18 protein-coding genes are annotated in these 23,039 nt (G+C 54.1%); 13 read left to right on the plus strand and 5 right to left on the minus strand.

Features of this window, described 5'->3' with window-relative positions; translation table 11 throughout:
- Nucleotides 1-81 precede the first annotated feature (81 nt).
- Nucleotides 82-1,344, minus strand: coding sequence for a 4-aminobutyrate--2-oxoglutarate transaminase (locus C1N58_RS04105; RefSeq protein ID WP_164482320.1), 1,263 nt, complete (start codon nt 1,342-1,344; stop codon nt 82-84).
- A 117-nt stretch (nt 1,345-1,461) separates the two neighbouring features.
- On the opposite strand from C1N58_RS04105, the gene C1N58_RS04110 reads away from it, so the two are divergent.
- Together C1N58_RS04110 and C1N58_RS04115 are read left to right on the plus strand one after the other, a co-directional pair.
- Nucleotides 1,462-2,955 (plus strand): MocR-like pyridoxine biosynthesis transcription factor PdxR, encoded by a 1,494-nt coding sequence (locus C1N58_RS04110; protein ID WP_110268195.1) that lies wholly within the window; start codon nt 1,462-1,464, stop codon nt 2,953-2,955.
- 265 nt (nt 2,956-3,220) lie between these two features.
- On the plus strand, nt 3,221-4,306 hold the full coding sequence (locus C1N58_RS04115) for an ABC transporter ATP-binding protein (protein WP_394564620.1): 1,086 nt from the start codon (nt 3,221-3,223) through the stop codon (nt 4,304-4,306).
- Between the two features lie 55 nt (nt 4,307-4,361).
- Here C1N58_RS04115 and pta read toward each other — a convergent pair whose 3' ends face one another.
- Complete coding sequence (gene pta, locus C1N58_RS04120; protein WP_006120035.1) at nt 4,362-6,509, minus strand: phosphate acetyltransferase; 2,148 nt, start codon at nt 6,507-6,509, stop codon at nt 4,362-4,364.
- A 69-nt stretch (nt 6,510-6,578) separates the two neighbouring features.
- The gene (ackA, locus tag C1N58_RS04125; RefSeq protein WP_033740641.1) at nt 6,579-7,781 is read right to left on the minus strand and encodes an acetate kinase; all 1,203 of its coding nucleotides are present in this window, start codon (nt 7,779-7,781) and stop codon (nt 6,579-6,581) included.
- Nucleotides 7,782-8,114: 333 nt separating this feature from the next.
- Between ackA and yfbV the strand changes: the two genes are divergently transcribed.
- The 3 genes from yfbV to C1N58_RS04140 all read left to right on the plus strand — a co-directional run bounded on the left by yfbV (nt 8,115) and on the right by C1N58_RS04140 (nt 9,874).
- The gene (yfbV, locus tag C1N58_RS04130) at nt 8,115-8,564 is read left to right on the plus strand and encodes a terminus macrodomain insulation protein YfbV (protein WP_006120033.1); all 450 of its coding nucleotides are present in this window, start codon (nt 8,115-8,117) and stop codon (nt 8,562-8,564) included.
- 142 nt (nt 8,565-8,706) lie between these two features.
- The gene (locus C1N58_RS04135) at nt 8,707-9,201 is read left to right on the plus strand and encodes a YfbU family protein (RefSeq protein ID WP_006120032.1); all 495 of its coding nucleotides are present in this window, start codon (nt 8,707-8,709) and stop codon (nt 9,199-9,201) included.
- Between the two features lie 13 nt (nt 9,202-9,214).
- On the plus strand, nt 9,215-9,874 hold the full coding sequence (locus C1N58_RS04140; RefSeq protein ID WP_058701322.1) for a sugar phosphatase: 660 nt from the start codon (nt 9,215-9,217) through the stop codon (nt 9,872-9,874).
- 30 nt (nt 9,875-9,904) lie between these two features.
- On the opposite strand, the gene yfbR is transcribed toward C1N58_RS04140, so the two are convergent.
- Complete coding sequence (gene yfbR, locus C1N58_RS04145; protein ID WP_006120030.1) at nt 9,905-10,504, minus strand: 5'-deoxynucleotidase; 600 nt, start codon at nt 10,502-10,504, stop codon at nt 9,905-9,907.
- A 70-nt stretch (nt 10,505-10,574) separates the two neighbouring features.
- The gene (locus tag C1N58_RS04150) at nt 10,575-11,792 is read right to left on the minus strand and encodes a pyridoxal phosphate-dependent aminotransferase (RefSeq protein ID WP_033740636.1); all 1,218 of its coding nucleotides are present in this window, start codon (nt 11,790-11,792) and stop codon (nt 10,575-10,577) included.
- A 961-nt stretch (nt 11,793-12,753) separates the two neighbouring features.
- Here C1N58_RS04150 and lrhA point away from each other — a divergent pair.
- The 8 genes from lrhA (at nt 12,754) to nuoH (ending at nt 23,037) form a co-directional block, all read left to right on the plus strand.
- Nucleotides 12,754-13,677, plus strand: a complete 924-nt coding sequence (gene lrhA, locus C1N58_RS04155; RefSeq protein WP_033740635.1) for a transcriptional regulator LrhA — start codon at nt 12,754-12,756, stop codon at nt 13,675-13,677.
- A gap of 638 nt (nt 13,678-14,315) precedes the next feature.
- Nucleotides 14,316-14,759 (plus strand): NADH-quinone oxidoreductase subunit A, encoded by a 444-nt coding sequence (locus tag C1N58_RS04160; RefSeq protein WP_006120027.1) that lies wholly within the window; start codon nt 14,316-14,318, stop codon nt 14,757-14,759.
- Nucleotides 14,760-14,774: 15 nt separating this feature from the next.
- A complete protein-coding gene (locus C1N58_RS04165; protein ID WP_006120026.1) occupies nt 14,775-15,452 on the plus strand; it encodes a NuoB/complex I 20 kDa subunit family protein in 678 nt (225 codons plus the stop codon).
- Nucleotides 15,453-15,567: 115 nt separating this feature from the next.
- Complete coding sequence (gene nuoC / locus C1N58_RS04170; protein WP_006120025.1) at nt 15,568-17,367, plus strand: NADH-quinone oxidoreductase subunit C/D; 1,800 nt, start codon at nt 15,568-15,570, stop codon at nt 17,365-17,367.
- A 2-nt stretch (nt 17,368-17,369) separates the two neighbouring features.
- Nucleotides 17,370-17,885 carry an NADH-quinone oxidoreductase subunit NuoE gene (nuoE, locus tag C1N58_RS04175; protein WP_006120024.1) on the plus strand — a complete coding sequence of 172 codons (516 nt, stop codon included), beginning with the start codon at nt 17,370-17,372 and terminating at the stop codon, nt 17,883-17,885.
- 2 nt (nt 17,886-17,887) lie between these two features.
- Nucleotides 17,888-19,228: an NADH-quinone oxidoreductase subunit NuoF gene (gene nuoF / locus C1N58_RS04180; protein WP_170317973.1), complete on the plus strand. Its 1,341-nt coding sequence runs from the start codon at nt 17,888-17,890 to the stop codon at nt 19,226-19,228.
- A gap of 111 nt (nt 19,229-19,339) precedes the next feature.
- The gene (nuoG, locus tag C1N58_RS04185; protein ID WP_054633420.1) at nt 19,340-22,063 is read left to right on the plus strand and encodes an NADH-quinone oxidoreductase subunit NuoG; all 2,724 of its coding nucleotides are present in this window, start codon (nt 19,340-19,342) and stop codon (nt 22,061-22,063) included.
- Nucleotides 22,060-23,037, plus strand: a complete 978-nt coding sequence (gene nuoH, locus C1N58_RS04190; protein ID WP_033740629.1) for an NADH-quinone oxidoreductase subunit NuoH — start codon at nt 22,060-22,062, stop codon at nt 23,035-23,037. The genes nuoG and nuoH overlap by 4 nt, the downstream gene beginning before the upstream one ends.
- Nucleotides 23,038-23,039 lie beyond the last annotated feature (2 nt).

A 23,039-nucleotide genomic window follows, 5' to 3' on the forward strand; every position in this document is an offset into this window, starting at 1 on the left:
AACTCACTGCCTGGTGTTTGCGTTGCAATCCTGATGCCATCAGCTCAGCTGACTGCGGAACGGGCAGCCAGCCAGCTCAACTTAGTGTTGACCGAGAATGCGGTTCAGCAGATTTAATGCCGTGCGGAACTGTGCATCCGGGATGGTCAGCGGATAAAGGAAGCGAATCACGTTACCGTGGACACCGCAGGTGAGCAGAAGTAAGCCTTCGTCCAGTGCCGCCTGCTGGATGGCTTTGGCGATGTCCGCGCGCGGTTTTCCTGTGCTGTCGCAGAACTCAGCCGCAATCATCGAACCCCGCCCACGCACGTCCGCCAGCGCGTTACAACCCGCGCCTTTCAGCGTTTCGGCCAGCTGCCCGCCCAGTTGCAGGGCGCGCTCGCACAGGTTCTCCTCACGAATCACCTCCAGTACGGCCAGTGCGGCTGCAATGGCAGGAGGACTTCCCGCATAGGTGCCACCCAGCCCGCCGGGTAACGGGGCATCCATAATCTCAGCCCGTCCGGACACGGCCGACAACGGCATCCCGCCGGCCAGGCTTTTCGCCATGGTGATCAGGTCAGGCTGTACATCGGAATAGTACTCACTGGCAAACAGTTTCCCTGTGCGGGCAAAACCACTTTGAATCTCATCGGCAATCAGCAGGATGCCGTGTTCATCGCACAGCTTACGCAGCGCGGTGACGAAGGCCGCCGGTGCGACATTGAAACCGCCTTCACCCTGAATCGGCTCATAAATGATCGCTGCGACCTGCTGCGGGCTGATATCGCAGCGAAAAATCGTTTGTACACTCTCCAGCGCGTCCTCGACGCTACAGCCATGCAGTGCATTCGGGTAGCGGGCATGAAATACTGAGCCAGCAAAAGGGCCGAAACCGGTTTTGTACGGGGTCACTTTGCCGGTCAGCGACATCGTCATGTTGGTGCGCCCGTGAAACGCGCCGGTAAACGCGATGATGCCGGGACGGCCGGTCGCCGCGCGGGCAATTTTTACCGCGTTCTCAACCGCTTCCGCGCCGGTGGAGAAAAAGGTGGTTTTAGCAGGGCCGTTGACGGGCACCCGCGCATTCAGTTTTTCCGCAAGTGCGATGTAATTTTCATAGGGCACGATCTGAAATGCAGTATGGGTAAAACAGTCGAGCTGTTCCTTGATGGCGGCGATGACCTTAGGATGACGGTGTCCGGTGTTCAGTACGGCAATGCCGGCACTGAAATCGATGATTTCGCGGCCCTGGTGATCCCACAGCGTGGCGTTTTCAGCTTTCACCGCATAGAAATCGCACATGACGCCCACGCCGCGTGGCGTGGCATTGAGACGACGGACCTGCACTTCACTGTTACTCATAACGCGACCTCGTGGTGTTTGTTTCCATATTGTTACAGTGGAATTTGCCTTCTTGGTTTTAGCGTTTTCAGGGTTTTATAATCCAGAGCCAGTTTTTTTTATTTTGAGGTACCAATTTTGCGAAGCTTACTCGGTGACCTGCTTGCACAACGGCTGGCCGCGCTGTCCGGCGGTACGCTGAATAAGCGACTGTATGACGCGCTGCAGGCGGCGATTCAGGATGGATCCATTGCCACCGCAACACGGCTGCCCGCCAGCCGCGACCTTGCTCGCGAACTCGCGGTCTCACGCAATACCGTACTGGCCGTGTATGAACAGTTGCAGTCAGAGGGGTACTTACAAACCCGCACAGGCAGCGGCACGTTTGTCAGTGCGGTGCTGCCTGAAGAGGTGCCAGGCGGGCCGCTGGTCAGGCCGGTTTCGGCGCCAATGAAGCCCGTCAGGCTGTCCCGTCGGGGATCGCGATTACTGGCAAACAGCGGTGCCGGAAGTCATCAGTGGGGGGCGTTTATGCCCGGCGTACCGGATGTCAGTCACATGCCGCACGACATCTGGCGCAAAATCCAGCTTCGTCTGAGCCGACGCCTGCCCGTTGAGAACCTGAGCTATGCCAGCCACGGCGGCTGCACCGAGCTGCAACAGGCGCTGGCCGATTACCTGCGGGTGATTCGTTCCGTCAACTGCAGCCCCGAGCAGGTACTGGTGACCGCAGGCACGCATCAGTCGCTGGATCTGCTGGCAAAGATGCTGTGCGATCCGGGTGACCGGGCGCTGGTAGAGGAACCTGGCTACTGGGGCATTCGTAACGTGCTGGCGGTGAACGGCGTTACGCTTATCCCTACGCCGGTTGACGAGCAGGGGCTGGTGCTGCCCCCGGAGCAGCCTGACAGCCCTGCGCCGCGTTTAATCTGCGTGACGCCTTCCCATCAGTATCCACTGGGTGCGGTGATGAGCCTGCAACGGCGGCATGAGTTACTGGAGCGTGCGAAGCGCAGCGGCAGTTGGGTGGTGGAAGATGACTACGATGGCGAGTTCCGTTTTTCCGGCAGCCCGATACCCGCGCTGCAAGGGCTGGCGGCGGATGCGCCTGTCATATACCTGGGGACGTTCAGCAAAACGTTGTATCCCGGCATTCGACTCAGTTACATGGTGGTGCCTAAATCCATGGCTACGCGTATGAAAATGGCGCACTCCGAGCTCTATCGCGGCGGTTATGGGCTGGTGCAGCTCACGCTGGCCGCGTTTATCCGCGAAGGGCACTATGCGGCTCATGTACGGCGGATGCGGCAGATCTACAGTCGTCGCCGCGCGGCGCTGGTCGCCGTGATCAGCCAGTCGCTGGGGGCCGACTGGATTGTGCATCACAGCAATGCGGGGCTGCATCTGGTGCTCAGACTGCCCGACAGCATCGACGATGTGGCGTTCAGCGCTGAGCTTGAACAGTGCGGTGTGCTGACGCGCCCGCTGTCTTCCTACTACCTGCAAGGCACGCCGCAGCGTGGGTTACTTTTGGGCTATGCCTGCGTTGACGAAGCGGATATCCCCAATGCGTTCGCGCCTGTCCTTGCCCGTCTGGAACATCACCTGCAAATCGCCTCAGTTTCTCCCTGAGGCACCACAAGTGTGCAACCTCTTATCTTGCCTGATTCTGTGATCTCATTCACGTTAAGGTAATGTTAAATTTAAAAAGACAATAGAATACAATGGCCTGCAAGAAGGCTTTGCAAGCCCGTTCGTTTTATTTTGTCAAATTCTGCTTGTGCGAATCAGCGGCGTTATGGTAGTGCTAAAAAAAGGCCCGCCAGGATTCGCATGTCAAACGGATGATGCATGAATCGTGCCGAAACCCTTTCCATCCTGTTTTCGAGAGTACGCCATGAGAAATTTTGTCAGTTTCAGGAATATCAAAAAGAGCTACGACGGCGACAAGCTGGTGGTGCGCAACCTTAATCTGGACGTGGCAGAAGGGGAGTTTTTGACGCTGTTAGGGCCCTCAGGATCGGGGAAAACCACCAGCCTGATGATGCTGGCGGGCTTTGAAACGCCCACCGATGGCGAGATTCTGCTGCGTGATAAACCCCTGCACACGCTGCCGCCCCATCAGCGTGATATCGGCATGGTGTTTCAGAATTATGCGCTGTTTCCCCATATGACCGTGGCGGAGAATCTGGCATTTCCCCTATCCATACGTCGCCTGAGCAAAGCGGATATCAAAGTGCGGGTTAAGCGCGTGCTGGATATGATTAAACTGACCTCGCTGGCCGATCGCTATCCTGCCCAGATGTCGGGTGGCCAGCAGCAACGTGTAGCGCTGGCGCGGGCACTGGTTTTTGAACCCAGGCTGATCCTGATGGATGAACCGTTAGGGGCACTGGATAAACAGCTGCGTGAGCATATGCAGATGGAAATCAAGCAACTGCACAACCTGCTTGGGCTGACCATCGTTTACGTCACGCATGACCAGAGCGAAGCAATGACCATGTCAGACCGGGTCGCGGTGTTTAATGATGGCATGATTCAGCAGATGGACAGCCCGAGTAAGCTTTATGAGCAGCCAGATAATGCCTTTGTTGCACAGTTTATCGGCGAAAATAACTGCCTGTTAGCCACACAATCGGGTCAAAAGGGCGAGTATTATCAGGTGGCACTGGATAATGGCGTTCATCTGGACGCGCTGAAAGTCCGACCCAGTTCGCCTGGCAAACGTATCCAGCTCAGCATCCGGCCCGAACGCATCAACGTGAACGCACCAAAACCGGGCGACCAGTCTGTGCAGGCTACCATTCAACAGTTTATCTATCTGGGTGATCATGTCCGCATGCTGACCGACGTGGCCGGGCAGGGGAATTTTATGGTGAAACTGGTCTCATCCGATGTCGCGCCTGAGTGGAAACCGGGGAGCGAGGTTATGCTTTCCTGGCAGCCACAGCATTTACGTGCGCTGGATGTGACATTGCAATAAAAAAAGAGCATGCGGGCTGCATGCTCTTTGTTCTCACTACCGGTCAGGCGGTTTGTTACTGGCCTTCCGCCTGGAGTGACTGAATTGCTGTCAGGGCAATGGTATAGACGATGTCGTCCACCAGCGCACCGCGCGACAAGTCGTTAACGGGTTTACGCATCCCTTGCAGCATCGGCCCGATAGAAATCAGATCGGCTGAGCGCTGCACCGCTTTATAGGTGGTGTTACCGGTATTCAGATCCGGGAAGATAAATACCGTTGCGCGACCCGCGACCTGCGAGTTTGGCGCTTTCGATTTCGCGACGTCTTCCATAATCGCCGCGTCATACTGCAGCGGACCGTCAATGACCAAATCCGGGCGTTTTTCCTGTGCCAGACGGGTAGCTTCGCGCACTTTTTCGACGTCGCTTCCTGCCCCGGAGTTACCGGTCGAGTAGGAGATCATCGCCACGCGCGGATCAATACCGAAGGCTTTGGCGGAATCGGCAGACTGGATAGCAATTTCAGCCAGCTGTTCAGCGGTAGGATCCGGGTTAATCGCGCAGTCGCCATAGACCAGCACCTGCTCCGGCAGCAGCATAAAGAATACCGACGAGACCAGAGAGCTGTTCGGGGCGGTTTTAATCAGCTGTAACGGCGGACGAATGGTATTGGCCGTGGTATGCACCGCACCTGAAACCAGGCCGTCTACCTCGCCACGCTCCAGCATCATGGTACCGAGCACCACGTTGTCTTCCAGCTGTTCCTGCGCCACCACTTCGGTCATACCTTTGTTTTTACGCAGTTCAACCAGACGCGGAACGTAGTTCTGGCGAACCACTTCAGGGTCAACAATCTCAATGCCTTTACCCAGCTCAACGCCCTGTACTGCGGCCACGCGCTGAATTTCATCCGGGTTACCTAACAGCACGCAGGTCGCAATGCCGCGATCGGCACAGATCGCGGCCGCTTTCACGGTGCGAGGCTCATCACCTTCTGGCAGGACGATGCGTTTACCGGCTTTACGTGCCAGCTCGGTCAACTGATAACGGAATGCCGGCGGGGACAGACGACGGCTGCGTTCAGAGGTGGCGGTCAGCGACTCAATCCAGTCTGCATTGATGTAGCCTGCGACATATTCCTGCACTTTCTCAATGCGCTGTGTGTCGTCTACCGGCACTTCCAGATTGAAGCTTTGCAGACTCAGTGATGTCTGCCAGGTATTGGTTTTGACCATAAAGACCGGCAGACCGGTCTGGAACGCGCGTTCGCACAGTTTGGCGATCCGCTCGTCGATCTCGTAGTTACCGGTTAACAGAATAGCCCCAATCTCTACGCCGTTCATGGCGGCCAGACAGGCGGCAACCAGTACATCCGGACGGTCTGCGGAGGTGACCAGCAGCGAGCCTGGACGGAAGTGCTCAAGCATATGAGGAATGCTGCGGGCACAGAAGGTTACCGACTTCACGCGGCGCGTCTGAATTTCACCTTCATTAATGATGCGCGCGTTCAGGTGGCGGCACATATCAATCGCGCGGGTCGCGATCAGATCAAAGCTCCACGGCACGCAACCCAGGATGGGCAACGGGCTGTTGGCAAACAATTGGTCGGGATTGATATTGGCAATGCTGGCCTTCGTGGAATCATCGAAGATTTCAGACAGGTCGGGACGCGTCCGGCCCTGTTCGTCGACCGGCGCGTTCAGCTTGTTAATAATGACGCCGGTGATGTTTTTATTCTTCGCACCGCCAAAGCTGCTTTGCGTCAGTTCGATACGTTCTTTAAGCTGGGCCGGCGAGTCATTACCCAGCGCGGTCACAAACACAATTTCAGCGTTCAGCGTTTTAGCAATTTCGTAGTTAAGGGCGCTGGCAAACTGATGTTTGCGCGTGGGCACCAGGCCCTCCACCAGCACCACTTCTGCATCCTGCGTATTTGCATGATAGCGGGCAATGATTTCTTCCATCAGCACGTCCTGCTGATTGGATCCCAGCAAGGATTCAACGCGTGACATGGGCAGCGGTTCTGCCGCAGGAATACCGGAATTTTTGCGTACGATGCTGGTGGTTTGGTCGGGCGCATTGCCACCGGCGCGTGGTTGAGCAATGGGTTTGAAAACGCTCAGTCGAACGCCTTTACGTTCCATGGCGCGAATAACGCCAAGGCTAACGCTGGTCAAGCCGACGCTGGTGCCGGTCGGAATGAGCATAATTGTACGTGACACGATTGCACCTCTCAGAGTTCACTGGGTGTCAAAATAACACCGTCAGCCTGAGCTGACGGAGAAAGGATATCAGGCGGTAAGACGCGCGGCGTCCCTGGCGATGACTAACTCTTCATTCGTTGGGATAACCAGTGCCGGACGCGTGCCCTCTTTGTTGATGAAGCCCGCTTTACCAAAACGCGCGGCCAGGTTGCGGTCATGATCGAGTTCAAAGCCCAGCAGAGCCAGTTTCTTCAGCGTTAACTCGCGGACCATCGCCGCATTTTCACCGATACCACCGGTGAAGATCACGCCATCAAGACGGCCGTCCATCAGCGCAGTATAGCTGCCGATGTATTTGGCGAGGCGATGGCAGAATACGTCCATTGCGCGTTTGGCATCGTCTTTCGTGGCGTAATTATCTTCAACGTAGCGGCAGTCGCTGGTGACTTCGGTCAGCCCTAACAGACCGGACTCTTTGGTCAGCATCTTGTTGATAGCATCCACGTTCATGCCCAATGTATCGTGCAGGAAGAAGATGATGGCCGGATCAATATCACCGCTGCGGGTGCCCATCACCAGGCCTTCCAGCGGCGTCAGCCCCATGGAGGTATCCACACATTCGCCGTTACGGATGGCAGAAACCGATCCACCGTTACCGAGGTGACAGGTGATGATATTCAGGGTTTCCAGCGGCTTATTCAGCATTTTTGCCGCTTCGTGGGTCACATAGTAGTGGCTGGTACCGTGCGCACCGTAGCGACGCACGCCGTGATCTTTGTAGAGCGCATAGGGCAGCGCATAGAGATAGGATTCTTCCGGCATTGTCTGATGGAAAGCGGTGTCAAAAACCGCCACATTCTTGTCAGACAAATGGGGGAAGTTTTTCATCGCTTCATCAATGCCGATCAGGCCAGCAGGATTATGCAGCGGTGCAAAAGAAGCGGCATCTTTGATACCCTGAACGACAGCGTCAGAGATCACGACCGATTGCGTCAATTTTTCACCGCCGTGGACGATGCGATGACCTATTGCAGCGATTTGTGCCGAAAGCTCTGGTTTTTGTGCCAGAATTGTTTTAACAATGAAATTCAGTGCTTCGCTGTGGGCAGCGCCAGCACCTAAAGGTGCTTCCTGTTTTTGGCCGTCAAGCTTCCACTTGATCCGCGCTTCGGGCAGGTGAAAACATTCAGCCAGACCTGACAGAAATTCGTCTCCGGTGGTGGGATTCAGAATGGCAAACTTAAGGGATGAGCTGCCGCAGTTCAGGACCAGTACTAACTTACTCGACATGGAAGTACCTATTTGTTAAAAGTGGCTAAAAAAAACGCAATCAGACATACAGCGTAGCCTATTGAAGCTGCCAGATTAATGACAAAAGTCATACCCGGGTCAAAATAATGCGTTATACGCAAAAAAAGTTGAGTTTTTACGCATAAATTTTAAATCACGCTTAAAACGGGTCTTATCGCCTCTGTGACAAAGAAGGTTGCGACACTGACGCGACTAAAACGGCGTCAGAATAGCCGGAGTCACCTTTAAAGACAAAAAGATTTGAAGGATGTTGCGTAAAGTTGTGTCGTTATAGTTATTTTTCAAAAAATACAGCATTAGTTGAGGCGAGCCATGGCGAATCAATCTAACACGGGCTGGTTCCGGATGTTTCAGCGCGGACAGCATTATATGAAGACGTGGCCCAATGATAAACGTCTGGCACCGGTCTTTCCCGAAAACCGGGTATCAACGGCCACGCGCTTTGCCATTCGCTTTATGCCCCCGCTGGCGGTGTTTACACTGACCTGGCAGATCGCGATGGGTGGGCAACTGGGCCCTGCCGTCGCGACAGCGCTTTTCGCCTGCAGTTTACCGATGCAGGGATTGTGGTGGCTGGGCAAACGTTCGGTCACGCCGCTGCCGCCGACGCTTCTGCGCTGGTTTCATGACGTGCGCACCAAACTGGAAGCCGCAGGGCAGGCGATTGCGCCGGTTGAAGGCACGCCAACCTATCAGGCGCTTGCCGATCTGCTGAAGCGCGCCTTTAAGCAACTGGACCGGACTTTTCTGGACGATCTCTAACCTGCAGCGTGCCGAAATATTGCATGTGAATCTGTGGTTAAATCAATGAAAAGCGATGTGGCAACCTCCGCATCGCTCCCCCTGTGTCATCATCCTTCCATCGTATAAAACCTGAACAGCCTCTGGGCTGAGGGAGAGAAAGATGGAAATGACCCACGCACAACGCTTAATTCTGGCGAACCAGTACAAAATGATGGCGATGCTGGAGCCTGAGAATGCGGAGCGCTTTCGGCGTTATCAGACCATTATTGAGCGCGGCTACAGCCTGCAGATGCGTGAACTGGATAAAGAGTTCGGCGAACTCTCTGAAGCCACCTGCCGTACGCTCATCGACATCATGGAAATGCACCATGCGCTACAGATTTCCTGGTCTAATCTGAAAACCGAAGGAGAGATCGATACCCGGCGCCTGGCGTTTCTGGGATTTGATGCGGCTACGGAATCCCGCTACCTTGGCTATGTGCGCTTTATGGTGAATACGGAAGGGCGCTACACGCATTTTGATTCCGGCACGCACGGCTTCAATGCACAAACACCGATGTGGGAAAAGTATCAACGCATGCTGGCTTTATGGCAGACTTGTCCCCGCCAGTACCATTTAAGCGTAAACGAGATTGCGCAAATCATTAACGCCTGATGAGGAGTGACGTGTGGAGTACAGTGGTTTTTTGTTTGATTTAGACGGCACCTTAGTGGATTCATTACCGGCGGTTGAACGTGCCTGGTCTAACTGGGGCGCACGTCATGGCATTGCGGCTGATGAAATTCTGGACTTCATTCACGGTAAACAGGCAATCACCTCACTGCGTCATTTTATGGCCGGTCAGTCAGAGGCCGCGATTCAGGCCGAGTTCCTGGCACTGGAAAAAACGGAAGCGGAAGATACGGACGGTGTGAAGGCGTTACCAGGTGCCCTGGCGCTGCTCACTCAGCTTAATGAACTGCAGATCCCCTGGGCGATTGTTACTTCAGGTTCTGTGCCAGTGGCTCATGCCCGCCACAAAGCGGCGGGCCTGCCTCTGCCTGCGGTCTTCATTACGGCTGAGCAGGTAGCAAAGGGTAAGCCTGAACCCGATCCCTACCTGCTGGGTGCCGAAAGGCTGAAACTGTCTCCAGCCGACTGTGTTGTGGTTGAAGATGCGCCTGCTGGCGTGATCGCCGGGCTGTCGGCGGGCTGTGCCGTCATTGCTGTCAATGCGCCAGACGAGACACCGCGACTGGATGACGTGGCGCTGCGCCTGACTTCACTGACGTCACTAATCATTACCAGACAGCCAGCGGGTAAGTTTGCCTTTCACAGCCAGCCTTAAGTGCAGAGTGGCGGCATCGGGCCGCCCGAATCAGAGCGGTGTATCTTGCGAGATTTCGTCCAGAGACAGGCTAAAGCTTGGGATAAACACCTCAACAAAATAGCTCATTTCAGGCGAGCGACGCTGAGTCAGGGTTTTTTCCAGCCGCGCCTTGGCGAGTAAGAATTCATTGTTGCCTGCCGACAACTCTTCCAGGCATTTAACGTAGGCGCAGAGTGCGTCGGCCTGCTTCACTACCGCTTTCTCATCTTCACTGTGCAGATGTTCATCAATCAGCGGGCGATAAACGTCCTGCAACTCGTCGGGCAGCATCTCAATCAACTTCTGCTGCGCGATTTTCTCAATCTTTTTGTATTCATGGGCAATTTGCGCGTTGTAATACTTCACCGGGGTAGGCAAATCGCCCGTGAGCACTTCACTGGCATCATGGTACAGCGCCATCATCGCGATGCGCTCGGCATTCAGGTTACCGTTAAACTTTTTGTTCTTGATGATGGCCAGCGCATGGGCGACCATCGCCACCTGTAAACTGTGTTCAGAGACGTTTTCGGTCCGCACGTTACGCATCAGTGGCCAGCGGTTAATCAGTTTGAGGCGTGAGAGGTGGGCGAAGAAATGGCTTTGAGTCATGGTCATTCCTGTTTACGACAGGGGAGAGGTTAACTCTCCCCAAAATGACATCAGTATAGATGCAACAGGACTACTGGCGGTAGCCTTGCAGGAAACGGCCAAACTTATTGATGGCCATTTCCAGGTCATCGACGCGCGGCAGGGTTACGATACGCAGATGATCGGGCCACGGCCAGTTAAACGCGGTGCCCTGCACCAGCAGCACTTTTTCCTGTAACAGGAAGTCCAGCACCATCTTCTGGTCGTCCTGAATATTGAATTTTTTGGCATCAATTTTCGGGAACATGTACAGCGCTCCCTCCGGCTTCACACAGCTGACGCCGGGAATATCGTTGATCAGTTCCCAGGCACGCTGACGCTGTTCGTAGAGACGACCACCCGGTGCGATGAACTCACTGATGCTCTGATATCCCCCCAGGGCGGTCTGAATTGCGTGCTGCGCCGGAACGTTGGCGCACAGGCGCATGGAAGCCAGCATTTCCAGCCCTTCTATATAGCCTTTTGCGTGCTTTTTCGGACCATTCAGCACCATCCAGCCCTGACGGAAGCCCGCCACGCGGTAGGTTTTTGACAGGCCGTTAAACGTGACCGTTAACAAGTCCGGTGCCAGTGCGGCAATAGAGTGGTGCTGTGCGGCATCGTAGAGGATCTTATCGTAGATCTCGTCAGCAAATATAATCAGGTTATGCTGACGGGCTATCTCAACCACGTCCATCAGCAGCTCTTTGCTGTAAACCGCGCCGGTGGGGTTATTGGGGTTGATGATAACAATGCCGCGAGTGCGTGGCGTAATTTTGCTACGAATATCATCCAGATCCGGGAACCAGCCGGCGGACTCATCACATAAATAGTGCACGGCTTTTCCGCTCGACAGCGACACGGCTGCCGTCCAGAGCGGATAGTCCGGTGCCGGAACCAGCATTTCATCCCCGCTGTTCAGCAGCGCCTGCATCGCCTGAACGATCAGTTCTGAGACACCGTTTCCAATGTAGATATCTTCTACTGTGACATCGCGCATATCCCGCGCCTGATAATGCTGCATGATGGCCTTTCGGGCGGAATAGAGCCCTTTGGAATCGCAATAACCTTGTGCACTGGGCAGGTTACGGATCACATCCACCAGAATTTCATCGGGCGCTTCAAAGCCAAACGGCGCGGGGTTACCGATGTTCAACTTGAGAACTTTATTACCTTCTTCTTCCAGGCGCTTGGCCTCTTTTAAAACCGGCCCACGAATGTCATAACACACATTGTCCAGTTTGCCGGATTTATCAATTTGAAAAGTCATTTTTGGCCGCCTTAATATGCAGAATCCTTTTGCCTGCCGCTGAAAACAAACCTGCACAATGTACTCTCCTCACGAACACAAAAGAAGGGCGCGAGGTGGTTTTGGCGTCTTCAGCATCTTTGTCTCCGTCCAGACGACGTAATGCATATTGCTTATGACCCTGTATGGTTTAAAAGTCTGCTTTAGTCATCATTAATGGTTTTTTATGCTGCCTGATAAAAAGGCTTTGTTTGGCGCGTTGCTGTTTTTTTTATGCCGACAGGGAACGTAATCGACATAGTGAAATCAGAACAGGCCTAATGCGTCATAAATGAAATAGTTTAATTATGCTTTATTGATGCATAAATTTTGCACGATAGTGCATAGCGTAAGTAGGGTGTGACAGCCGTGCATTAATCGTTAATACGGTTAACTATTTTATCTCTAAGGACTTTTTTTCGTTTTTTGAAGCCAGTCTAAAAAACAGAGAGCATCTTTAGTACAGGTTTACCTGTCTAAAAGTCTTATTCACTGTTTTTGGGCGGGTTGAATGCGCACAGGACGTGCGGGATGTGTTGGAAAATGCGATCCGATCAAAATTTGCAATGCTTTTCATAAAAACATTTCCATTTTGCGGTCAAAAATGATTAAGTATAATTTACTATTTGATGTGATTAAACGCGATACAGCGTGTGTGTATGACAGACCCATTTACCCCGGCGTAATGACTTTTTTGGGGTTGAAAAAGACAACTACACAGCTTCCCGCAATTTTGCATCCAGTGCCTTCGGTACAGAAGTTGTCTCTGTCTTCAGGTCACGGCTTCCGTGTTTTACAGGAACGTGCCGTGCGCCTTCGTAAGTAAATTTTATGTCGGCCCTGTGTTGGGACGGCATGAAGCATCATTACCGCTTATCGCTTTGATAAGCTTGTAATAACACCAGGATAGTAGTTCTTAAAACTCTAATAAGTGAAGAAAAACATGACTAATGCAAATCGTCCGATACTTAATCTCGATCTCGATCTGCTTCGAACTTTTGTTGCTGTTGCGGATTTAAACACCTTTGCAGCCGCGGCTGCTGCGGTATGCAGAACGCAATCGGCAGTAAGTCAGCAGATGCAGCGTCTGGAACAACTGGTCGGTAAAGAGTTGTTTGCCAGGCATGGCCGCAACAAATTATTAACAGAACATGGCATTCAGCTTCTGGGTTATGCCAGAAAAATTCTGCGTTTTAACGATGAAGCCTGCACATCGCTGATGTACAGCAATATTCAGGGCGTTCTGACAATCGGGGCGTCAGACGATACGTCCGATACCATTCTGCCGTTCCTGTTAAACCGCGTTACCTCTGTTTATCCCAAACTGGCCATTGACGTTCGTGTGAAACGCAATCCATTTATGATGGAAATGCTGAATCAGGGCGAAGTCGATCTGGTTGTTACCACCTCCAGTCCGGGTAACTTTACACATCAGGTACTGCGGACATCGCCAACCCTGTGGTATTGCGCAGCGGACTATGTGTTCCAGCGTGGGGAAGCGATCCCACTGGTATTGCTGGATGAACCCAGCCCTTACCGTGATATGGCGATTGACCATCTGAACGAAGCAGGCATTCCCTGGCGCATCTCTTACGTCGCTTCAACGCTGGCAGCGGTGCGTGCTGCCGTTAAAGCTGGTTTAGGCGTGACCGCGCGTCCGGTGGAGATGATGAGCCCGGAACTGCGCGTAATGGGTGCAGCAGAAGGATTACCGGTGCTGCCAGATACTCAGTATCTGCTGTGCCGCAACGCGGACAACGACAACGAACTGGCGCTGGCCATTTTCAATGCCATGCAGTCTACCCACGATCCCTACAACATGATCGGCAATGCCGATGGTGCCTTACTGCTGGACGACGAAGAGTAAATCCCGTCTTCTTTCGCAAAAAATGCGAAATCTGCTGGCACGTTAATCTGAGTAAATGCGCCTTTTGTTCTGTAACCGGAACAAGAGGCTTTTTTTTGCTGCTTTTCTGACCCGTGGTTTTCTTTTTCAGTCCTGTTCTGTCAATTACCTGTTCATACTCTGGTCAACAGGGCGAGTGGGGAAGGGAAAGCACGAAGTGGAGATTTGTTGATGCGAATCAGGCTGATAACTGATTAAATTTAACACAAAAATGATAATTCTGTGTTCTGGATCAACAAAATAGCCCTTCTAAAAGCAAGGCAATCCCGCCGAATCCTGTCAAACTATGCGCGTTGATAACGCGATCCACACATTGAAATACCCGCTACACTGAAATTACCCCTACAGACTGAAGCGATTTAGCTGGAAACACGCGCGTCATATGTTAATAATATGATGCAGGTGTAAAATAATGTTTGGATACTTTTGTCAAAGTTGACAAAAGGTTATAGAAAGGAGTAAAAAACCACATAAAATTGCTGCTTATTGCACAGTAACAGCAAAATTTGTAAGGTTTTTATCCTTCCCTTTGAATCGATGTGGTGAGTTTGCTGCCAGAACCAGAGCAGGATGCCAGCGCCACTTTTGATGAGTAAGCAATGAGTATGTCAACTACCACCGAAATCATCGCTCAGCATTGGGCATTCATCGTTTTTATCGTCATCGCATTTGGCCTCTGTGCGTTTATGTTGACCGGAGGATGGCTGTTAGGCGGCAGAGCACGTGCCCGTCATAAAGACACGCCTTTCGAATCCGGTATTGAATCCGTGGGTGATACTCACATCCGCTTATCCGCCAAATTCTACCTGGTGGCGATGTTCTTCGTTATCTTCGACGTCGAAGCTCTCTTTTTATACGCATGGGCGACTTCAATCCGTGAAAGTGGATGGGTCGGCTTTGTGGAAGCCGCAATTTTCATTTTGGTGCTCCTGGCGGGCCTGGTTTATCTGGTGCGCATTGGCGCGTTGGACTGGACTCCTGCACGCCGCCGAATCGTGGTTAAAACTCCCACGGTAAGTCACACCAATCCTCACAAGCAGTAAAAGAGAGGCAATAAGATGGACTATACGCTCACCCGCATAGACCCGAACGGTGGTGAGAACGACCGTTACCCTCTGCAAAAGCAGGAAATCGTCAGCGATCCGCTGGAGCAGCACGTTCATCGCAGCGTTTACATGGGCAAGCTCGAACATGCCCTGCACGACATGGTGAACTGGGGACGTAAGAATTCCCTGTGGCCCTACAACTTTGGTCTTTCCTGCTGCTACGTTGAGATGACCACCTCCTTCACCGCCGTGCACGATGTGGCGCGTTTTGGTGCTGAGGTTATGCGTGCCTCACCGCGTCAGGCCGACTTCATGGTTATTGCCGGTACGCCGTTTACTAAAATGGCCCCGGTGATTCAGCGTTTGTACGATCAGATGCTGGAGCCGAAATGGGTCATTTCCATGGGGGCCTGTGCTAACTCAGGCGGCATGTACGATATCTATTCTGTCGTGCAGGGCGTGGATAAATTCCTGCCGGTTGACGTTTACATTCCAGGTTGCCCACCGCGTCCTGAAGCCTACATGCAGGCTCTGCTGTTACTGCAGGAGTCGATTGGTAAAGAGCGTCGTCCTCTGTCCTGGGTGGTCGGCGATCAGGGCGTTTACCGTGCCAATATGCAGTCTGAGCGTGAACGTAAGCGTGGCGAGCGTATTGCAGTAACCAACCTGCGTACACCAGACGAAGTTTAAGTTAACCGTATGGATGGAATCAGTGCCTGCAGCGACAATACACAAATTAATGCATGGCACCATCCTGACGCCTTCATTTGAGCGCCTGTTAGCAGGCCGGAATGGTGAGTAACGTATGACAGATTTGACCACGCAAGATCTCGCTCAGCCGCTATGGCAAACCCGGGATCATCTGGATGACCCGGTAATTGGCGAATTGCGTAATCGTTTTGGGCCGGATGCCTTTACTGTTCAGGCAACACGTACCGGGATTCCGGTGGTATGGGTTAAGCGTGAACAGCTACTGGAAATCATCACTTTCCTGCGTAAATTACCCAAGCCTTACGTCATGCTCTATGACCTGCATGGTATGGACGAACGTTTACGCACCCACCGCGCCGGATTACCTGCCGCGGATTTTTCCGTTTTCTACCACCTGCTTTCGATTGAACGCAATCGCGACATCATGCTCAAGGTGGCATTGTCTGAAAACGATATGCACGTGCCGACCATCACGAAAATTTTCGCCAATGCGAACTGGTATGAGCGCGAAACCTGGGAGATGTTCGGCATCACTTTTGACGGTCACCCGCACCTGACCCGCATCATGATGCCGCAGACGTGGGAAGGGCACCCGCTGCGTAAGGATTACCCTGCGCGCGCCACCGAATTCGATCCTTTCACGCTGACCAAACAGAAAGAAGATCTGGAAATGGAAGCGCTGACGTTCAAGCCAGAAGACTGGGGCATGAAACGCAGTACTGCCAGTGAAGACTTCATGTTCCTTAACCTGGGTCCTAACCACCCCTCCGCGCACGGTGCGTTCCGCATCATTTTGCAGCTGGATGGTGAAGAGATTGTCGACTGCGTTCCGGATATTGGTTATCACCACCGTGGTGCCGAGAAGATGGGCGAGCGTCAGTCCTGGCACAGCTATATTCCCTACACTGACCGCATCGAATACCTCGGTGGCTGCGTCAACGAAATGCCTTATGTGCTGGCGGTAGAGAAACTGGCCGGCATCGTGGTGCCCGATCGCGTTAACGTAATCCGCGTGATGCTTTCAGAGCTGTTCCGCATCAACAGTCACCTGCTGTACATCTCCACCTTTATTCAGGACGTCGGGGCCATGACGCCGGTGTTCTTTGCCTTTACCGACCGTCAGAAAATTTATGACGTGGTGGAGGCGATTACTGGTTTCCGTATGCATCCGGCCTGGTTCCGTATTGGCGGCGTCGCACATGACCTGCCGAAAGGCTGGGAACGCCTGCTGCGTGACTTCCTGGACTGGATGCCAAAACGTCTGAAAGAGTATGACAAAGCGGCGCTGCGCAACACCGTACTGATGGGCCGTTCGCAGGGCGTAGCTGCCTATAACATGGAAGAAGCGCTGGCCTGGGGCACAACCGGTGCCGCACTACGTGCAACGGGTCTCGATTTTGACGTGCGTAAATGGCGCCCCTACTCAGGCTATGAAAACTTCGATTTTGAGGTTCCTGTGGGCGCGGGCATCAGTGATGCCTATACGCGCGTACAACTGAAAATGGAAGAGATGTGGCAGTCGCTGCGTATCCTGGAGCAGTGCCTGAACAACATGCCGGAAGGGCCGTTTAAGGCGGATCATCCGTTAACCACGCCGCCACCGAAAGAGCGTACGCTGCAGCACATTGAAACCCTGATCACCCACTTCCTGCAGGTTTCCTGGGGCCCGGTCATGCCGGCCAACGAATCTTTCCAGATGATTGAGGCGACCAAAGGGATCAACAGTTACTACCTGACCAGCGACGGCAGCACGATGAGTTACCGCACGCGTGTGCGTACACCGAGCTTCCCGCACCTGCAGCAGATTCCATCGGTAATCCGTGGCAGCCTGGTATCCGACCTGATCGTATACCTCGGTAGTATCGACTTTGTTATGTCAGACGTGGACCGCTAATTATGCACGATCAACACATTGCTATTAAAACGATCGACCCTAACGAGGTCTTCGTGCTGAGTGCGGAAGAGCACCATGCGATTGAGCACGAAAAACACCATTACGAAGATGCGCGCGCTGCCTCCATTGAAGCACTGAAAATTGTGCAGAAGCAGCGCGGCTGGGTGCCTGACGGTGCGATCCATGCGATTGCAGAAGTGTTAGGAATTCCTGCCAGCGACGTAGAAGGCGTGGCAACGTTCTATAGTCAGATTTTCCGTCAGCCTGTTGGCCGTCACGTGATTCGCTACTGCGACAGCGTGGTGTGCCACATCACCGGTTTTCAGGGGATTCAGGCGGCACTGGAAGAAAACCTGAATATTAAGCCTGGCCAGACGACAACCGACGGTCGCTTTACCTTACTGCCGACCTGTTGCCTGGGTAACTGTGATAAAGGTCCAACCATGATGGTGGATGAAGATACCCACGTTCATCTGACGCCGGAAGGCATCGCCTCTTTGCTGGAGCAGTATCAATGACAATCAAACAGATCATTCGTACTGCTGAAACCCATCCCCTGACCTGGCGCATGCGCGAGGATCAGCAGCCGGTATGGCTTGATGAGTATCGCAGCAAAAACGGCTATGCCGGTGCGGAAAAAGCTCTGAAAGGGATGGCACCTGACGAAATCGTCTCACTGGTAAAAGATTCCGGCCTGAAAGGGCGCGGCGGTGCCGGGTTCTCGACGGGCCTGAAGTGGAGCCTGATGCCGAAAGATGAATCCATGAACATCCGTTACCTGCTGTGTAACGCCGATGAAATGGAGCCTGGCACGTATAAAGACCGCCTGCTGATGGAACAGATGCCGCATCAGCTGGTGGAAGGCATGCTAATCAGTGCGTTTGCCCTGAAAGCTTACCGGGGCTACATCTTTCTGCGCGGCGAATACATTGAAGCCGCAGTGCATCTGCGTCGTGCGATTGCGGAAGCCACTGAAGCAGGCCTGTTGGGCAAAAACATTCTGGGTACCGGTTTTGATTTTGAACTGTTCGTCCACACCGGTGCGGGACGTTATATCTGCGGTGAAGAAACGGCACTGATTAACTCCCTGGAAGGTCGCCGTGCCAACCCACGTTCCAAGCCACCTTTCCCGGCAAGCGCGGGCGTGTGGGGCAAGCCGACCTGCGTGAACAACGTTGAAACGCTGTCGAACGTGCCGGCTATTCTGGCCAACGGCGTCGAGTGGTACAAAGGTCTGTCAAAAAGCGACGACGCCGGTACGAAACTGATGGGCTTCTCCGGCCGGGTGAAAAACCCTGGCGTGTGGGAACTGCCATTTGGTATCACCGCACGCGAAATCCTTGAGGATTATGCCGGCGGTATGCGCGACGGCCTGCGTTTTAAAGCCTGGCAGCCGGGTGGCGCGGGGACCGACTTTTTAACGGAGCAGCACCTCGATCTGCCCATGGAATTTGCCAGCATTGGTAAAGCCGGCAGCCGTCTGGGTACCGCTCTGGCAATGGCCGTGGACCATGAAATCAACATGGTTTCACTGGTGCGTAACCTGGAAGAGTTCTTTGCCCGCGAATCCTGCGGTTGGTGTACGCCATGCCGTGATGGCCTGCCGTGGAGCGTGAAGATTCTGCGCGCGCTGGAGCAGAAAAAAGGCCAGCCGGGGGACATTGAGACCCTGGAGCAGCTTTGCCGCCAGCTTGGCCCGGGCAAAACCTTCTGTGCCCACGCGCCGGGTGCGGTCGAGCCGCTGCAGAGCGCCATTAAATATTTCCGTGAAGAGTTTGAAGCCGGCATTGCGCCGCAGGTGTTTGGCAATACCCGATCTATCGGCGGTATTCAGCCAAACCTGCTGAAAGCGCGCTGGTAATTCGCCGTTATCCACGGGAGCTGGCCCTGTGCCGCCGTCCCTGTTGCAGTGTGCAGGGGCAAGAATTTGATTAACGCTCGTTTCTGACGAGCCTGACGGAAGCATGTCACTATGGCTACAATCCATGTAGACGGTAAAGAATATGATGTGAACGGAGCGGACAACCTGCTACAGGCATGTCTGTCTCTGGGCCTTGATATTCCTTATTTTTGCTGGCATCCGGCGCTGGGAAGCGTGGGTGCCTGCCGCCAGTGTGCGGTGAAGCAATTCCAGAACGCTGAAGACACCCGCGGCCGCCTTGTCATGTCCTGTATGACACCGGCGTCCGATGGCACCTTCATCTCAATTGATGATGGCGAAGCGAAAGAGTTCCGTGAAAGCGTGGTGGAGTGGTTAATGACTAACCACCCGCATGACTGTCCGGTATGTGAAGAGGGCGGTAACTGTCATCTTCAGGATATGACGGTCATGACAGGCCACAGCTTCCGCCGCTATCGCTTCACCAAACGTACTCACCGCAATCAGGATCTCGGTCCGTTCATCTCGCACGAAATGAACCGCTGTATCGCCTGCTACCGCTGCGTGCGTTACTACAAAGATTATGCCGACGGAAAAGATCTGGGCGTGTATGGTGCGCACGACAACGTGTATTTTGGTCGTCCGGAAGACGGCACGCTGGAAAGCGAGTTTTCCGGTAACCTGGTCGAAATCTGCCCGACCGGCGTGTTCACCGATAAAACCCACTCCGAACGCTATAACCGTAAATGGGATATGCAGTTCGCGCCAAGCATCTGTCAGCAGTGCAGCGTAGGCTGTAACACCAGCCCCGGTGAGCGCTACGGCGAACTGCGTCGTATCGAAAACCGCTATAACGGCAGCGTTAACCACTACTTCCTGTGCGATCGTGGTCGCTTTGGCTACGGTTATGTCAATCTGAAAGATCGTCCTCGCCATCCGGTCCAGTTGCGTGGCAACGACAGCGTGAAGCTGAATGCCGAGCAGGCCGTTAACGCCGGAGCCGATGTCCTGCGTCAGGCGAAGCGCGTCATTGGTATTGGTTCGCCGCGTGCCAGCATCGAAAGTAACTTTGCTCTGCGCGAACTGGTCGGTGCGGAAAACTTCTCTACCGGTATGCCCGCGGGCGAACAGGCGCGTCTTGAACTGCTGCTGAAAGTGCTGCGTGAAGGCGGCATTTATACGCCTTCACTGCGCGAGATCGAGAGCTACGACGCGGTGCTGGTGTTAGGCGAAGACCTGACACAGGTTGGCGCACGCGTGGCCCTGTCAGTGCGTCAGGCAGTAAAAGGCAAAGCCCGCGAAATGGCCGCTGCGCAGAAAGTCGCAGACTGGCAGATCGCCGCGATCCTCAATATCGGTCAGCACGCTAAGCATCCGTTATTTGTCACCAACGTCGATGAAACCCGTCTGGACGACATCGCGGCGTGGAGCTACCGTGCCCCGGTTGAAGAACAGGCGCGTCTTGGCTTTGCGATTGCCCACGCGCTGGACGACAGTGCGCCAGCCGTCAGCGATTTCGACAGTGCGCTGAACGGTAAGCTGGATGTGGTGGTACAGGCGCTGGCCGGTGCCAAAAAACCGCTAATCATTTCCGGTGTGCATTCAGGCAGTAGTGCCATGATCGAAGCGGCCGCGAACGTGGCCAAAGCCCTGAAAGCGCGCGGTGCAGACGTCGGTATCACCCTGCTGGCTGGTCATGCTAACAGCATGGGCCTGGGCCTGATGGGTGGCAATACGCTGGATCAGGCACTGGAACAACTGCAGAACGGCGAAGCCGATGCGGTCGTGGTGCTGGAAAACGATTTGTATCGCCATGCGCCAAAAGCGCAGGTCGATGCGGCGCTGAACCATGCGGCTAACGTGATTGTGGTCGATCATCAGCGCACCGCCACGGTGGAAAAAGCCGGACTGGTGCTTTCCGCCGCCAGTTTTGCCGAAAGCGACGGTACGTCAATTAACCATGAGGGCCGCGCACAGCGCTTCTTCCAGGTGTACGATCCTGCCTACTACGATAACAGCATTGTGATGCTGGAAAGCTGGCGCTGGTTGCACTCGCTGCACAGCGCGCTGGAAAGCCGTCACGTTGACTGGACGCAACTGGACCATGTCATTGATGCCGTTGTGGCAAGTCTGCCACAGCTGAAAGGGATCAAGGATGCGGCGCCGGATGCCAGCTTCCGTATTCGTGGTCAGAAGCTGGCGCGTTCTCCGCACCGTGCCAGTGGGCGTACTGCTGCGCGCGCGAATATCAGCGTGCACGAGCCGCGTCAGCCGCAGGATCAGGACACCATGTTTGCCTTCTCGATGGAAGGAAACAACCAGCCGAGCGCCCCGCGTTCGCAAATTCCGTTTGCGTGGGCACCAGGCTGGAACTCACCGCAGGCGTGGAACAAATTCCAGGATGAAGTGGGCGGGAAACTGCGTCATGGCGATCCCGGTGTGCGTTTGTTCGAAGCCAGCGATGCGCAGCTTGCCTGGTTTAGTAGCGTACCAGAAGCCTATGCCACGCAAGGTCAGTTCCGCGTCGCGCCTTACTACCAGTTATTCGGAAGTGAAGAAATGACGCAGCGTGCGCCGGTTATCCAGCAGCGCATGTCGGCACCAACCCTGGTTCTGAACCCGGAAGATGCCGCGAAGCTGGGCGTGAATAACGGTGCAGCGGTGGAATTAACCTGTGCAGGTGAAACCGTACGTTTGCCAGTGCGTTTCTCGGCTTCTTTGCAGGCAGGGCAGGTTGGGCTTCCACTCGGTATGCCGGGTGTCCCGCCCTTCCTGGCGAATGCAAAAATTGATTCTCTGCAGGAGGCGGCGCAATGAGCTGGTTAACACCGGATGTTATCGACATTCTGATCGCCATTGGTAAAGCGTTGGTGATTTTGCTGGTCGTGGTGGCCTGCGGTGCGTTTATGAGCTTCGCCGAGCGTCGTTTGCTCGGCCTGTTTCAGAACCGCTATGGGCCAAACCGTGTGGGCTGGGGCGGATCGTTGCAGCTGGTTGCTGACATGATCAAGATGTTCTTTAAAGAGGACTGGGTTCCCCCGTTCACCGATCGCTTTATCTTTACGCTGGCGCCGGTCATCGCGTTTGTTTCCCTGCTGCTGGCCTTTGCTATCGTCCCGGTTTCACCGACCTGGGTGGTGACCGATCTCAATATCGGGTTGCTGTTCTTCCTGATGATGGCGGGCCTGGCTGTGTATGCCGTGCTGTTTGCGGGCTGGTCGAGTAATAACAAATACTCGCTGTTAGGTGCGATGCGTGCCTCTGCGCAGACCTTGAGTTACGAAGTGTTCCTGGGTCTGTCACTGATGGGCGTGGTAGCGCAGGCGGGTTCGTTCAACATGACCGATATCGTCAACAGTCAGACGCATCTATGGAACATCATCCCGCAGTTCTTTGGGTTTGTGACCTTCTGTATCGCGGGCGTGGCCGTTTGTCACCGCCATCCGTTTGACCAGCCCGAAGCCGAGCAGGAACTGGCTGACGGTTACCACATTGAATATGCCGGTATGAAATTTGGTCTGTTCTTTGTCGGCGAATATGTCGCGATTACCACCGTTTCAGCGCTGATTGTGACGCTGTTCTTTGGTGGCTGGCACGGGCCTTTCCTGCCGCCGTTCATCTGGTTCGCCCTGAAAACGGCGTTCTTTATGATGATGTTCATCCTGATTCGTGCTGCGCTTCCGCGTCCACGCTATGACCAGGTGCTGTCGTTCGGCTGGAAAGTGTGTCTGCCGTTGACGCTGTTGAACCTGCTGGCGACCGCCGCAGTGATTCTTTATACAGCGCAGTAAGG

The organism is Pantoea sp. SGAir0180 (assembly GCF_043546245.1).